Origin of the sequence: Metabacillus fastidiosus NBRC 101226, from assembly GCF_001591625.1 — a bacterium.
GTDB lineage: Bacteria > Bacillota > Bacilli > Bacillales > Bacillaceae > Metabacillus > Metabacillus fastidiosus.
Window position 1 is genome coordinate 1 of the sequence record NZ_BCVG01000096.1, and the last position, 14,266, is coordinate 14,266.

Here is a 14,266-nt window from a genome sequence, read left to right on the forward strand (position 1 = left end):
ATTTATGAATATTTTAACATATATTACTATTTTTCTATATTTGGAATTCAAAAGTACCGAATATTCCATGGGTTTTATAAAACAAAAGAATTATTATGTTTCTTTAAATAGCAAAGAACCTAAATATCCGGTTCTTTGTCAGAAGTGTTTTGTTGCTTTTTGATGTAACTTGTAATGATTTCTAGTTGATAAGAGATAAAAAGCAGTAAACCAAAGCCGGCACCAACTAAAGCGCCTTTATATTCGTAAAGAAAGTAACCGAGTATAGAACTAGCAATCATAAAAATAAAGACCATAGTATCACCTCGATATAATACTAATTCAATAGGAAAATATTAGATAGTATTAATTGGAATTTATGGGAGAAGAGTTGGAGTTAAACATAGAATTAAAACGTTTCCGTAAGGAAAAGGGGGACCATTATTTCAATGGTCTATATAATCTATAAATCCCTTTTTCTATCTTTTCGAAATCATTGTAAAAAACTGCATGATGACGTTTTGGGGTATTTGCACAACATCTTGATGATATATCAGTTCTGATTGTGGAGTCCGTATATTTTGTTCCCTTATCTCTCATGTATTGGATGACTTCACTAATGGTGAATTCATTTTTCCCTTTAGTTGAATTAGGTAATGAACGGCATTTATAATTTCATCTCTGCAGGTCTTTTTCTCAATAAGAATTTTAACCACCTCATATTATTTTAGAGTTAGCTTAGCAAATATTTTGCAATTTGACTAGTAATTGGAGAAGTTTGACTAAGAGATATGATTGTGAGTAAAGATTCATTAAGACTATTGGGAAACAAAAGAGTAATTATGTTTCGGGGGAGGTGCAAGGGGGCTCGTTCCAGCATCGATATAAGAAATTGGCTTTACCTTGCACCAGTAGATAGTATATCCAAATTCGATATTCAAGAAACATTTTATTTCATTAAGGAGGTACAAGGCGAAGGTCGCTAGGCTAATTGAAGGGAAGCTCACTCAGCCTAACCTTGTACCAATGACTATTATGTCCAAATTAGATTAGTTAATACGCCCATAAAAAAAGACTACCTATTAAGAATGAAAGGTAGCCAAGGTCAGTATTGAGATAGGATGTTTCAGAGTTCTACTTATAATATGCAGTTAGTTGATAAAGATGTCTAACTATTAGGAAGTTAGATTATTAATCTAAGTAAAAGTGATGGGGTTTTTAAATGATTTTACAACAATTAAAAACGCCAAGTGGTTATGGCGTTTTAGTTTAAAGATTATTGGCTGTTATCCCTGTTAGGATCTCTTTGTTGATTATTTGGATTATGATCTGTAACTGTATCTAAGAAAAGTTTGATCGGTTCGCCCATTTTATCTAAGAGTTTGTTGTCAATCTTACGATTGTTCTCTTGTTGATTACTTTGGTTATCCAAGTTTATCACCTCTCAATCATAGATTGTGTATGATTACGAAAAAATAATTCAGTTGGTCTTAAAATAATAAAAAATTTATTGAGCAGATATAATCCTTTGCAAATAGTCAGTAGAGCCAATTTAGGATGATGGATAAGTTCAAAAAAGACTACCCACTTGGAGGAAAGGTAGTCCACTAATAAAATCAACAGAAAGTTCAATCTAACAAATTCAATGTTCTAGGAATTGATGTTTTCTCTATCTCTAAACTTAATATGTCCCAACTTTTTAAAGTAATTCATTGCATGAAAAAGACTACCTGTTGGAAGGTAGTCAAGGTCCAGTATTGAGATAAAACGTTTGCGAGCTCAATTTATAATATGCAGCTAGCTACAGAAGGTTCCTAGATGTTTGATAAAAATATCTAAGTATCAGGAAAATTGATGTATTGATCAAAATAAACATATGCTTCGAGGGCAGTACAAGGAAATGCCTGCTAGTCTAGTCACTGACAATTGAAATTGAATTATCCTTGTACCAGTAATTATTATGTCCCAACTTTTTAAAGTAATTCATTTAATGAAAAAAGACTACCGAGAGCAAGAGGTGCGCGGTAGTCATAAGTAAGAAGATATTTGCATGTTCTATCTTAGAATATGCGGCTGATTAATAAAAATGCCTAAGTATTAGGAAGTTTGATGAATAAAAAACAGCTAAGTATCATCTTCTTAACAGCTGAGATAAACGTTCACTTTTCTCTTGATCTCTACAAGGTAATTAATGAGAACAATATTGAAAATAGAGGCAAGAAGAGTACTGCCAACAAGCATCCATATAATCGCGAGAAGTTTTCCATTATGATTTTTAGCCATTTTGTAGCTCCTTTTATATGTAATGATGCTTTAGTTATAACCAATCGTTGGTTAAATATGTGTAATAAATCTGATTTTATAAGTTACAGAGTAAGCAAACTGTTTCACTCAATTAAAAAGCAGACCACTAATAAAGTAGTCTGCCCTAACTGAAAAAATTAAGATTAGTAACCACCGCCAAGGTATGCAACACCAACGATGATTAAAAGGATAAATAGAACAACGATTAGTGCAAAACCAGCACCGGAGCCATATCCGCCTCCGTTTCCACCTGCGTATCCACTCATATCTTACACCTCCTTGTGTTGAGGTTAAGATAGTATATGTAGCAGGGGTTTAAATGGTTTGGATATGTGCAATACATCCCTTCACTTTTTTAAAAATAAATAGACACCCAAAATGAGTGCCCATTAGAAGGTGCAAAGATATGATGCAGAAGGTGGTTATTTATTATATGTACTTAATGTTCAATTGATCCGGAAAATAATTGATTTTAAGAAACATAATGATAGATCAATTCATTAAAAAAGCAAAGTCCATAAAGCTTCAATAAGAAGAGGACTTTGCTTGAAAGATGACTATTCTTTTTTATCAGGTACTTGTAAATGTAATGGTGGAGGAACTAACCATCCTTTTTCCTTATTAAGTTTCAAAAACTTAGCACCTAGGAGTGCTTTAGCTACATGAAATTGACCAAATAATAATGCGATATCTTCTCGAATAGATTGTCCCATTATTTGGCTACAAGAGACTAATCCAGTAGCAATATTCATTGAAACTGCAGCACTTATTTCAGGATCTGAAAATCTAGCTCCTACAGGGATGCTTTCGAGATCAGCTGTTGGACGGTCTGGAGGTGAAGGTGGAAGACCAATTCCATTTACTTTCAATAATTCTTCAGTTTGATTAATTTCTTGTTTTAAGCCTTGCATAGCTTCTTCTAAAAGTTTTTTGAGATCATCGTCACCAGTATGGTTAGTGAAGGCCTGGTAGCTAGCATGAAGACCTTTTGCAACAGTTAAATAACTCCATACGCCAAAAACTTCACCGTAATGCATAGGTTCGTTTTGAGGATTACCACTTAAAATTCCCATGAAAACACTCCTTAAATTGAAAGACATTGTTTCTTTCTCCTTTTGTTGGATATTCAACATCCACAAGGAATAGTGTTTGAATGAGACTTGGGAAATATACCTAATTTTTTAGAGGGAAAGTAAATACAATAAGCATTAAGTTTATTAGAGTGAGTAAAGCAAAAAAAGAGACCCATAATTCTTTTCGGATAACAGAATATGAGTCTAAGTAAGGACCTGCATAGTGATAGGATTTTGGATTTTAGTTTTTGCAGACTTACCCGAGGCACAATCCTCTAAATTAGATATAGTAGTCCATTCTATTAGAACAATTAGAAAAACACAATAATCAATAATTTCCAATTTGAATGATTTTATGAAATAAAATGATAGATAGAATAACTAAAACTCTTAAGGTTATCCTAAAGAGTTTTGAGTGGTGTAACATTAGCTGACAGTAAGATTATCTTTGTATGTTTTCAGTTGGTTTCTCGATGTATTTTTGAAATCCATAATTCAATAGAGCAAGGGTATAGTAAAGGACAAAAATTTTAGTTGACGTGAATTTCTTGAATTTGAAGTGGCCAATCTTCTGGAAAACCGGACATAGAAAATAAGCAAAAATAAAGTCTATAACGAGATTTGAAATAGCATATAAAGAAAATTTTCCAAAAGTTAAATGAAATACCCATAAATTAATTGTAAAAAACGGACCTAAGATAAATGCTAACGCGTCAAATACCATATATTTGTAACCACCCTTTACTTTCCACCAATTAAATATTGGACTTAACATTTCTATAATAAGTAGAAGAAAAGAGCAAAAAAATGTAACTGGTAAAAACCTTTTAAAAGATTGTTTAGGCAGAAAGATTAAAACAACTACCCATAAAACGATTGCATTAAATATTCTAAAAAAATTGGCGGGCATGATATTCACCTCGGTTTTTTTTTAGGATATGAAATTTCTTCGGGATTATACATTAGTAAACAAAAGGTAGGAAGTGTTGAATAGGGGGGAATAGAATGAGTTTCTTAGAGCAGATACATGAAATTTTTCATCATTTACCGGTTGAAGTGATGCAAGATATCGATAAGCGGAAACATGTTCCTAATTTGAAAAAATTGGATGGTTTAATAGCAGAAGTACAGGTGCGAACTGCTGCTCAACATATATGGGCAGCAACTTCTCATGTTTTACAATATAAAAGAGAAGAACACGTTCCACCGGAATTGAGAAGAGCAATTAGTAGAGCAGCCGCGGTGTTAGAGGTAGTTGATTTTGAATTTGAACGTTTTTTGAATGAAAGAGATAATTTAAGTAGCAAAAATATTGATGATCAAAAGTTAGATATTGAATCTCTTATTGATATTATGGAATCAATGTTACCTTATGAAAATAAGAGACTAGGTCATGAATTGTATGCGACAATATTAGATGAATTATTTTCAGTAAACATTGATACAATTGGGAAGTTGAAAAATATTATCAATAAACATATAGCCGAAGTGAAACTTGAAGATCGGGAAGAAGCAAAACAGATGTATTTATTGTTTCCCGAACATCAAAGAAATCATAAATTAGTTACAACAAGATATGCTAACGGTATTCATTTAACTCATACTGGTTTAATTAGAAAGATTATTAGAAAAGAATTTGGAGAAAATGTTATTTGAATTAAATGTAAAGGTTTGATAACTATAAAAAATAATGTCAGACAAACGGCAGACTTTTGGCAGAAGAACGACAGGTTATTTCTGTTTCAGACTGTTAATATGGTATTAATCAAATATAGTAAGAAAAGCACCTACTTAATTTTAAAAAGGTGCTTTTTTCTTTGATTTAAAGTGTTTGAAAATAAAAGCAATCACAATTATATTCTTATTACTTAAAACGTCAAATTGGGAGTATTAGATAGGTTAAAACGAATCAGTGGAAAACAAATGAAATTCTTTTGTTTTTACAAAAAAATTTGCTATAAAGTATTAAAATATGAAAGAACTTGGATTAGAATGTTTATGCTCGAGCTTATAATTTTTTATTTGAAAACAAAAGGAGATTATATAAAATGAAGTCGTTTATACGTGTTTTTTTAATTTGTACAATGTTATTTATAATTTTTGAAATAAATCAATTTTCCTCGAATCTATTTACAAAAGCAACAAACTTTGAAGATATTGATGCAGATTCTTTAGTGTCTAAAATGAATCATTATGAATAAAAGAGAAAAATTTTAAGGTCGTTTTTCTTGTGATAAATCCTTGATATTTAAGGCTTCTTTAATTGATACGTGTCATGTTTATTTGGAATCAATGGGCTATCTAGTCAATGTGACCTTAAAAGAAGGAAAATATCCCCTTTTGTCGAAATGGAAGACATAGGAGGTATAGAGATGAAAAGATTAAATGTTGAAGAGCATTATTTACTATTAATCGATAAGGAAAGACCTTTTGGTAGTAACGGAACTTGGACAGAGACTTGGACATGGGAAGTGTTTATTGCTTCCTCTGGAGAAGAATATATGGGTAAAGCGGTTTGTGAGAATCGAGATGTGAAAATTCCTTGGATTGATTTAAAAGATGACAATATTTCTGATGAAATGATTAGGATCTGTAAAAATCATATGAATAAATATTAAGCATCCTTTATAGGGGGCTTTTTTAAATCAGCAAAGCATATCGTTTTTTAAACAACACAAAACATAAAAAATCCGATTCTTTAAATAAAGAATCGGAACTAAATTAGTCAATGAAAGTTATTTTCTTATCAAAATCATCCATTTATCTATAACAGTTATAACTTACATTAATTATCTACCAGGTTGACCTATATATGGCTGCAGATACGGTACATACGGTTGTGCATATGGTTGTGTATAAGGGTTTGGAAAATTTGGCCCGTGGGGATCTGGAACTATTGGGGTTCCAGATCCACCACCTGCTCCGTTAAGCCATCCACGATGACACAAGGGATGCGAAGGATACCATTGGCACCAATAAGGACCATCTGTGTCTGTATGTTGAGAAGGTGGAGGAATAGGGCCATAATAGTCAACTGGCGCATCTAAATCTAATGGAGAAAAATCATCAGAAAATTCTATAACAGAACTTCCCGGTCTAATAAAGTTACCAGATACGTAACTTTTGTTTGGATCAGGATCACAATTAGTATAAGTAACCTGCAAATATATTGAACCAAGTGATTTATGATTAACACGAACCCATTTATTTTTCTTGTTTTCCCATGTTATACATTGTGTTACTAGATACTGTTGTCTGTATGGATCGGACAATTTTATCAACCTCTCTAAAAATAATCATTAATTACATCTCAATTATCCTATGTGCTTTTAGCCTAAATGTGTGTATTAAAAAGATCTAAAAGCTATCAGGAATCCCATGTTATTTCAATAACACCATCCTTTTATTGAAGAAAATAAAAAAAGTTAAAACTCTTGCAAAAGAAAGCATTGCAGCAGCAAGGATTAATAAAGAAGTAAGCTGCTGATAGGTGGCTTTTTCTATTTTAAAAGGAGGAATCGTTAATGACTGATGTAACAAAGATATGTCGAGATATTTCCCAATTGGATAAAGTAGCACAAGAAGCTTGCAATCTGTTTTTAAGCGAGTGTAAAAAAACTGGGATCGATATTTTCATCACAGAAACTTATCGTTCTCAAGCTAGACAAGACTATTTATATGCTCAAGGCAGAACTAGATCCGGACAAAAAGTAACTTGGACTAGAAATAGCCGTCACACTAGCAGATTAGCATGGGATATTGCTGTGAATAAACTTATATGATGTAGCAACATTAAAACAAGCTGGAGAGATTGCTAAGAAGTTAGGAATTACATGGGGAGGAACATGGGTTGGTAAAAATCGTGATATGCCACACTTTGAAGTAACAAAGAATTGGATTGGACCTGTTGTAAATAATGAAATTGATTCAAAAGGAGTTGTTCAGGAAGTGAAAAAATTCGAGGTATCTGATGCAACTAAAAATGCAATTAAAAATCTATCACAATATGGAGTCGTGGCTGAAGACTTTGAAGTTAAAGATAGTAATCAGGCCATGTTGATTTCTATAGCCAACAATATGGTCAAAGCAATTAAAGGTGGCAAGTTGTAAATTAAGTATTAATCCTTATAAAATTGGCAATGATGGTAAAGAGATTCCCCCAAGAGACTAAAGCCCTTCTCAATTGAGAGGGGCTTATTTAAATAATTTTCTCATTAGTCTACTCGTTACCTTTCCAGCAGCTCTTCGTGCAATTTTCTTGCCAATTGTACCATTTTTAACAGCGTTTATATCTCCAAGTGTTCTTGCAAAGAGATATAAAAAGCTTCTAAGTTTATTCATGCTATCACCCTAGTTTTTTAATGCGAAATATCCTTACTAAAATAATTAATTATAATTTCCTCATAAATACCTTTATCCTTCACTGGTCTACTGTAATTATAGCAACCCTTATGTTTAATTGTATAAAATTCATCCAATATAGCATGATCTTCTTCCTCAAACCATCTTTTGCATTTAGGACACCTTATTTTTATCAATCTAAATTCTCCTGATCTTTATTTACAAATAATTAATGAATGTCTTTATATACTGAATCTTCCACACTTAAAACATCAAATTTAAATGGCTGTTCAATAGGATTAGAAGATCCAGCCTCAGAAGGAACTACTAGTACAGCTGCTGTTATAGGTTTCTCATTTTTAATAATAAACCAAGCATTTCCTGTTTGTTCTTTCCCTTCTTCAATAGAAGGCATAGTATCACTTAGTGCAGGTTCTGCATATATTGTTTCTCCATTAATATCAAGTCTCATTTCCGAAAGCTCATATACCACATTTGAATGCGTACCATCTTCATTATTTTCTACCAGGACAGCTTGAAAATCTCCGGTATAATTTAAAAGAGCTTGCATTTCCTCTGCAGGTTCAACATGCCCTACAGTAAAATTTTCAATATAGATCTCGTAACCATCTAATTTATAAGGTTTAGGATCGTTCTGACTTCCATCTATACCTAGATCATTATTATAACCAAATCCTTTCATTGTTAATTTTCCTAAACCATCGATAGTTTGAGGTTTACTTAGTTCTTCAATTTTTACTTTGTCGTCCTCTGTTAACTCTTTTTTTGTATCCTCTTTATCTACTTTTTTCTCTTCAGTTGTTGCCACTGTTTCAGTTTGCTGCTTAGTTGTTTCTTCGTTAGCCTTTTCTGTACCTGCTTCCCTCAGCATTACATGCTGATAATATAAGCGTAGATAAAGCCATAACACTTAATACTTTTTTCATGCTTCTTCCTCCAGTCTGTCATATAGCTCACCAACCTCACAATTTAATAACAGAGCTAAATCAAACAATTCAATTGTAGAAGGATAACTTTTCCCTGTACACCAATTAGATATTGTATTTCTTGATTTACCGTACCTTTTACTTAAAAACTCTCTGTTATAATCTGATTTTTCTATTAGCCAGCCTATATTACTTTTTAATTTCTTCATTTCGATCACCTACATTTATATTCCATAAAAAAACAATTTAAACCTTTCATAATTTATTTTGGTAATTTACAAATTAAATTGTGATAGACAGGCAAGTTTTCATACCAGTGCTCCATACGAATACATATTGTTTTGATTTTCTGGACAAATATGACGGTAAATGATCCTTACACAGTTTTATGAGAGAAGACCTTGTTTTATTTGTGATTTAACAAACAGGAAATTAATAGAATGATGATTCTCGTAAATTTTGTCTAATAAAGAAATATATTGAAGAAAATATTACAACTAAACGTTAGTAGCATCGTCTAATTATTTGAAGGACTAATTAAAGAAAGGAAAAACACATGAGAACTAGAGATGAACTAAGCAAAGATGAAAGATTAGAGTGGTTAATGACTGAATATGGTCAAAGTATTGCTCGCCTAGCTTTTACTTATACGAAGCAGAAACAGCTATCAGAGGATATTGCTCAAGAAGTTTTTATTAAGTGCTATCAAAAATTAGATGAGTTCCGACATGAATCTTCCTATAAAACATGGCTTTACAGTATAACTGTAAACCTGTGTAAAGATAAACTGAAAAGCTGGACTTTTAGAAATATTATTTTTACAGATTTATTTTCCACCTTGACTAAAACAACTGAATCTCCTGAAGCAAAATTGATAGATTTTGAGAATAATCGATATATTTCAGAAAAAATCATTTCCTTACCAATTAAATATAGAGAAGTTATTATTTTATATTATTATGAGGAATTATCTTATAATCAAATATCCGAATTGCTAAATATAAAGTTATCTATAATTAAATCCAGATTACATAGAGCTCGTCATTTATTAAAAAAAAAGCTTGAAGGGAGTAAAACTGATGGAGAATATGTTCAATAATTTGAAAAAAACGATGGATGGAACGATCTTAAAGGATATTGAATTTAGTGAGCAAAGTAAAGATAAAGTTAGGAGAACTGTTATAAATTCTAAACACAAAAAGCAATTCCATTTAAAATATAAGCTTAACTATTTATTAAGCGTATGTGTCAGCTGTTTACTTCTATTTGGACTAGGCTATTTTAGCTTTACTAAACTAGGACTATTAGATGAAAATAAAAACTCTACTATTACAGATGATACTAGACAAAATCTAAATACCAGTCAAAATGGTAAAAAGTCTGATAGTATTTATATACCTCCAGCAGCTAAAGAGTATTACGGTGACATGACAAAGGAAGAAATAATATCTAAAATGTTGAATACACCTAGTCATTTTATAACTGCGACTGGTAAGTTTGAACAACGTGACATCTATAAAGATGAAACAGGATCAACTATTTTTACAGATTATAAGATAAGTACTAAGGATAAAATAGGAGGGTACGTTAAATTTACGAATACATCATATGAAAAAAATGAGATAGTCGAAATTGAAGAGGTCATACACAACACTGATCAAATGTGGTATATCAATAATATTAGGAATACTTATCGAGAACAAAAATATAATCCGAAAGAAATGAAAGGAACAGTGACACTTCAAGAAGCATTAAGTGTAAATATTAATAAATTAGATAATGAAATATATGTAAAACAAAAAGATTGGGAGATGCCACCAATAGGTACAGCTGGTTTATCATTGTATCCTTATCATATGGCTGTAATATATTTAGGTGATTTTAATCAGTGGGATATTGAGAAACAAAATGAAGAATTATTAGGACACAATACAATTGTACTACAAGGAAAATTCAATGGTGAAAATAGGATGCAAGAAGTAGATACGTTTAGATTTTGGATAGATAAAGATACAGGAATTTTAGTTAAATATGAGATGCATGATACTAATGGAAAGCTTACGGGTTATCTTCATCCAGAAGAACTTAAGGTTAATGTTCCTATTGATTATAAAGATTTTGAACCACACTTAGATGGTTATAACATGGAAGAAGTGGATACAGAATTTCCTTTTAAAGATCCAAGAGAAGCAGACATAGAAGTTGTGGAACAAGCCGACTATTATAAGGATGAGGTTGATGCAGTTTTAAATTTGCTTCGAAAAGACATTCCATTCTTATATGAATTTACTCATCCGGATATCGAATTATACTCTGCAAGTTATGAAAAATATAAGATTTATAATCATGCTTACCTGACTTATAGTTATAAGAAAGATAAAAATGAAGATGGTTCTGGTAGTAGACTACTATATGTGCGTGCTTACCATAAAGATTCTATTGTTCATTCGTGGAGCGATTTCGATACTAAAAAAGGAAAGCAACTCGAAGATTTTAATATAAATGGAATTGAGTGGAAAGGTTTTGAATTGGATAACCAAAATGCTCATTTTATTGGAAAATCTAATGATTATATATACGAAGTAGTTAGTCAAAATATCACTCCTCAAGAAACAAAGGCATTAATACCATCATTCAAGGTTAGTAATTAGTAGGAGTGCCTGCCGTTATCGTTATTGGTAAAAGGTAGCTCATTAATATTACGCCCTTTTGTTTTTATTATTGAAAAAATCGGTGTCTCTGAGTGATCAAAAAGTGACCAACGAAATGAAGTTAGGTCACTTTTGTGAGGTTTAGTGACGATCAACAACATTTTCAATGACGAAAAGATTCTTATATCACCCTTTTGAAATTGTTTGGTTGTTTGTGACAGTGCCAATCATTTAACGAGATGATTACTGTTGCATTAGAGGCAGCTATAAAGTAAAAATTCAAAGAGCTTCAAAATAAAAAATATGTGCATATAGCGCATATTTTTTATTTTGAAGTTTGAGCTTTATTTTATCTGTCAAAACTAAGAAAATAGAATGAAATTTTTCCTAAAAAGGCAGGCCAGCCTCAATGATACAAATTTCACTTATATTTCGACATAATAAGTGATAATATTAACGTAGCAACAGGTTTAAAATGATAAAACTAGGGTGATATTTTTGAAATTGTTTGTTAAACTTACAATCGTTTCCACCGTATTTGCTGTGTCGACAGCTTGTGCGAATTTAGAAATTCCTCAAACTCCGTTTTTTGGAGATAAAGAGGGGAAAATTTCTGCAGAAGAAACGGATAAAACGAAAACAAACCCAGCATTAGCCGGGGAACAAATTGATGAAGATTTTTTATTGGAATCTAAATATTTTAACATTGTGAAAAATGTGGACAGTCAGCCGACGATTGCGAATCCGGAAAATGTTTTAGCATTAGTAAACAAAGAGTTTGCACTGCCTGCAACATATGAACCTGATGATTTAGTCGTTCCAAATGTCGAATTTTCCTTTGGAAAGGCGGACGTGCCGCAAAGATATATTCGCAAAGAGGCTGCAGCTGCATTAGAAGGCCTTTTTGAACAGGCTGAAAAAGAAGGAATAGAATTGCTCGCTGTATCAGGATACCGCTCTTATTCAAGACAGCTTGGTGTTTTAAACAATGAAGAGAAAAAGAAGGGTGAAGAGCTTGCGCGCCAAACTGTGGCATTGCCGGGGCAAAGTGAACATCAGTCAGGGCTTGCGATGGATGTGAGCAGCAGAAGCAATAATCTTGAGCTGAGCGAGGCATTCGGAGAAACAGAAGAGGGCAAGTGGCTGCGTGAAAATGCCCACCGCTTCGGATATATTATTCGTTATCAAAAAGGGAAAGAAGAAATTACGGGGTATCAATATGAGCCTTGGCATTTAAGATATGTAGGTGTAGAGCGGGCGAAAGTAATATTTGAACATGATATGACATTGGAAGAATATTTTAAAAAGGCGAAAGCAATATAAGAGTAATCTGTAAAGGGCCGGCGAATTTGCCAGCCCTCTTCATTTTACCAAAAGAATAATCCTGCAAGAGCAATACCTGTAATAAAGCCAAGTCCAATTCCATAAAAGCCGTACCCATATCCATAGCCCGGTCCATAATAGCCTAATCCGAAGCCCCTAGGCGGTCTTTGGTTCGATTGGATAAAAACTCTATTAGAGTTTACTCTCATAATTCTTCCTACGTGAACATTGCCTGCTCGGTCATTAATCCGCACCATCTTACCTTGGTATTGACAGCAAATATTATAGTAGTTCTGTGACATTGTTTCCCCTCCTTTATGTCGTCATTACATATTCAATGTATGTGGACAAAGGAGGAGAAGTTTGTACTTATAACTAGCGTTTAAATTAAATTTTAAAAATGAAGCTTCATTTGTATAAATGAAAAATTCGATAGGAGAGCTTATTTGCATATTTTTCAGTAAGTTCCTCATGTTTATTGAGGAGATCGAAGCATTCAGACGGGATTTTATTTGAAGGAAATAGTTCAGTAACGGGTTCATCCAAATCAACTATATAATCATCTTCAGAAGAGATTTTTATATTTTTGAATCCGCTTTGCATGAAAACCTGTTTCCACTCTTCTTGTGTGTATATATTAGTAAAACGATAAAATTGTTTTAATTCATTTTCCTCTGCTTTGGATAAGTTCTTTTCTTTTACGACTTCTATAGCAATAACGATCCCATCATTTTTTAAAATCCGGTATATCTCTGAAACAGAGCGGCTAAGCTTCGTAAAGCTCAGGCTTGATTCACATAAAATAATATGAAAAGAATCTTTTAGAAAAGGGGGATTCTCTATACTTCCCTTTACGATATTCAATTCCTTATTTCTTTTAACCGCTTTTTTTACCATCGTTTCATCGTAATCTATTCCAGTCACATCATAGCCGAGCTGTGATAAAAAGTATACAGTCTGGCCTGTGCCGCAGCCGACATCTAAAATCTTACTGCTGTCGGGGAACAGCTCTGATTCAAAAATAGCTTTTGTTAGCCCGAGTCCGCCTGGATGAGCACCACTAACACCTAGTAAAGAGAGAGCGTTTAAGTAATCCATATTTTATGGCTCCTTTTTAAAATACTTCTCTACACTATGCTTTCACACTCGTAAATGCTATTTCATTTTTACTTAAATGCAATGAAGAACAGAATGTTTTTCGAATAATTTATTTAATCTTCTATTTAATAATTGTTCGATTTCTGCAATATAAATCGTTTCTAATGATTTTTTTAATGATAAAGATGTTACATAAAGCCTGATTTGTTTTTCTACATAATGAATAACCTGATTTTTATAAAAAAGCTTCTTATTTTGAAGTTTCTTATCAATATCATTAACAAGTGAAAATGTGAAACGAATAGTATCATATTCTGTTTTACCGATATAATCTGCGAATGTCATAATATCACCTCCTACATTATTTACACTCCTGTAATAAAATTTACACTTTTTTTATAAAAAATCCATTGAAATTTGTCGGATATAAAAATTTTTATAATAATGGTCTTAATTTATCTAAAATATAGTAAAGAAATGAATGAATTATACAAAAAACAATGATTTTTTAATGTTCAAATATTTAGATATAAAGTGAAACTTCTGTCAG

Annotated in this window: 20 protein-coding genes and 1 pseudogene; 8 read left to right on the top strand and 13 right to left on the bottom strand. The window is 32.1% G+C overall.

Annotated features, from left to right (window positions below; all coding sequences use genetic code 11):
- Positions 1–119 precede the first annotated feature (119 nt).
- The 6 genes and pseudogenes from BFA01S_RS22525 to BFA01S_RS17345 form a co-directional block, all read right to left on the bottom strand.
- Positions 120–296, bottom strand: coding sequence for a hypothetical protein (locus tag BFA01S_RS22525; protein ID WP_156483840.1), 177 nt, complete (start codon positions 294–296; stop codon positions 120–122).
- Positions 297–420: 124 nt separating this feature from the next.
- Positions 421–609: pseudogene (locus tag BFA01S_RS23765) on the bottom strand (DUF7669 domain-containing protein); the annotation flags it as partial.
- A 646-nt stretch (positions 610–1,255) separates the two neighbouring features.
- Positions 1,256–1,411, bottom strand: coding sequence for a hypothetical protein (locus BFA01S_RS22530; protein WP_156483842.1), 156 nt, complete (start codon positions 1,409–1,411; stop codon positions 1,256–1,258).
- Positions 1,412–2,118: 707 nt separating this feature from the next.
- Positions 2,119–2,262, bottom strand: coding sequence for a hypothetical protein (locus tag BFA01S_RS22535; protein WP_156483844.1), 144 nt, complete (start codon positions 2,260–2,262; stop codon positions 2,119–2,121).
- A gap of 164 nt (positions 2,263–2,426) precedes the next feature.
- A complete protein-coding gene (locus BFA01S_RS22080; protein ID WP_082800057.1) occupies positions 2,427–2,549 on the bottom strand; it encodes a YjcZ family sporulation protein in 123 nt (40 codons plus the stop codon).
- 291 nt (positions 2,550–2,840) lie between these two features.
- Positions 2,841–3,356, bottom strand: a complete 516-nt coding sequence (locus BFA01S_RS17345) for a DUF3231 family protein (RefSeq protein WP_066233595.1) — start codon at positions 3,354–3,356, stop codon at positions 2,841–2,843.
- A gap of 1,005 nt (positions 3,357–4,361) precedes the next feature.
- On the opposite strand from BFA01S_RS17345, the gene BFA01S_RS17355 reads away from it, so the two are divergent.
- The 3 genes from BFA01S_RS17355 to BFA01S_RS17360 all read left to right on the top strand — a co-directional run bounded on the left by BFA01S_RS17355 (position 4,362) and on the right by BFA01S_RS17360 (position 5,974).
- Positions 4,362–5,012, top strand: coding sequence for a nucleotidyltransferase family protein (locus BFA01S_RS17355; protein WP_066233600.1), 651 nt, complete (start codon positions 4,362–4,364; stop codon positions 5,010–5,012).
- Between the two features lie 392 nt (positions 5,013–5,404).
- Entirely contained in the window at positions 5,405–5,557 is a 153-nt protein-coding gene (locus BFA01S_RS22540; RefSeq protein ID WP_156483846.1) for a hypothetical protein, read from the top strand.
- Positions 5,558–5,728: 171 nt separating this feature from the next.
- The gene (locus BFA01S_RS17360) at positions 5,729–5,974 is read left to right on the top strand and encodes a hypothetical protein (protein WP_066233603.1); all 246 of its coding nucleotides are present in this window, start codon (positions 5,729–5,731) and stop codon (positions 5,972–5,974) included.
- A gap of 171 nt (positions 5,975–6,145) precedes the next feature.
- Here BFA01S_RS17360 and BFA01S_RS17365 read toward each other — a convergent pair whose 3' ends face one another.
- Complete coding sequence (locus BFA01S_RS17365) at positions 6,146–6,628, bottom strand: hypothetical protein (protein ID WP_066233605.1); 483 nt, start codon at positions 6,626–6,628, stop codon at positions 6,146–6,148.
- 252 nt (positions 6,629–6,880) lie between these two features.
- Between BFA01S_RS17365 and BFA01S_RS23355 the strand changes: the two genes are divergently transcribed.
- Both BFA01S_RS23355 and BFA01S_RS23365 read left to right on the top strand, forming a co-directional pair.
- Positions 6,881–7,138 carry a M15 family metallopeptidase gene (locus BFA01S_RS23355; RefSeq protein ID WP_066233608.1) on the top strand — a complete coding sequence of 86 codons (258 nt, stop codon included), beginning with the start codon at positions 6,881–6,883 and terminating at the stop codon, positions 7,136–7,138.
- 85 nt (positions 7,139–7,223) lie between these two features.
- Entirely contained in the window at positions 7,224–7,466 is a 243-nt protein-coding gene (locus BFA01S_RS23365; protein ID WP_066233610.1) for a hypothetical protein, read from the top strand.
- Positions 7,467–7,550: 84 nt separating this feature from the next.
- On the opposite strand, the gene BFA01S_RS22915 is transcribed toward BFA01S_RS23365, so the two are convergent.
- The 3 genes from BFA01S_RS22915 to BFA01S_RS17390 form a co-directional block, all read right to left on the bottom strand.
- Positions 7,551–7,697, bottom strand: a complete 147-nt coding sequence (locus tag BFA01S_RS22915) for a hypothetical protein (RefSeq protein WP_169800499.1) — start codon at positions 7,695–7,697, stop codon at positions 7,551–7,553.
- Positions 7,698–7,926: 229 nt separating this feature from the next.
- Positions 7,927–8,628, bottom strand: a complete 702-nt coding sequence (locus tag BFA01S_RS17385; protein ID WP_066233617.1) for a hypothetical protein — start codon at positions 8,626–8,628, stop codon at positions 7,927–7,929.
- A gap of 12 nt (positions 8,629–8,640) precedes the next feature.
- Positions 8,641–8,853 (bottom strand): helix-turn-helix domain-containing protein, encoded by a 213-nt coding sequence (locus BFA01S_RS17390; protein ID WP_066233621.1) that lies wholly within the window; start codon positions 8,851–8,853, stop codon positions 8,641–8,643.
- Positions 8,854–9,200: 347 nt separating this feature from the next.
- On the opposite strand from BFA01S_RS17390, the gene BFA01S_RS17395 reads away from it, so the two are divergent.
- The 3 genes from BFA01S_RS17395 (at position 9,201) to BFA01S_RS17405 (ending at position 12,618) form a co-directional block, all read left to right on the top strand.
- Complete coding sequence (locus BFA01S_RS17395) at positions 9,201–9,743, top strand: sigma-70 family RNA polymerase sigma factor (RefSeq protein ID WP_066233624.1); 543 nt, start codon at positions 9,201–9,203, stop codon at positions 9,741–9,743.
- Positions 9,724–11,295, top strand: coding sequence for a hypothetical protein (locus BFA01S_RS17400; protein ID WP_066233627.1), 1,572 nt, complete (start codon positions 9,724–9,726; stop codon positions 11,293–11,295). The genes BFA01S_RS17395 and BFA01S_RS17400 overlap by 20 nt, the downstream gene beginning before the upstream one ends.
- Positions 11,296–11,838: 543 nt before the next feature.
- Positions 11,839–12,618, top strand: a complete 780-nt coding sequence (locus BFA01S_RS17405) for a M15 family metallopeptidase (RefSeq protein ID WP_235843055.1) — start codon at positions 11,839–11,841, stop codon at positions 12,616–12,618.
- A gap of 44 nt (positions 12,619–12,662) precedes the next feature.
- Here the strand turns inward: BFA01S_RS17405 and BFA01S_RS17410 are convergent, their stop codons facing one another.
- The 3 genes from BFA01S_RS17410 to BFA01S_RS17420 form a co-directional block, all read right to left on the bottom strand.
- Positions 12,663–12,920, bottom strand: a complete 258-nt coding sequence (locus BFA01S_RS17410; protein WP_066233636.1) for a hypothetical protein — start codon at positions 12,918–12,920, stop codon at positions 12,663–12,665.
- A 106-nt stretch (positions 12,921–13,026) separates the two neighbouring features.
- A complete protein-coding gene (locus tag BFA01S_RS17415) occupies positions 13,027–13,716 on the bottom strand; it encodes a class I SAM-dependent methyltransferase (protein ID WP_066233639.1) in 690 nt (229 codons plus the stop codon).
- 72 nt (positions 13,717–13,788) lie between these two features.
- Positions 13,789–14,061, bottom strand: coding sequence for a hypothetical protein (locus BFA01S_RS17420; protein WP_066233642.1), 273 nt, complete (start codon positions 14,059–14,061; stop codon positions 13,789–13,791).
- Positions 14,062–14,266 lie beyond the last annotated feature (205 nt).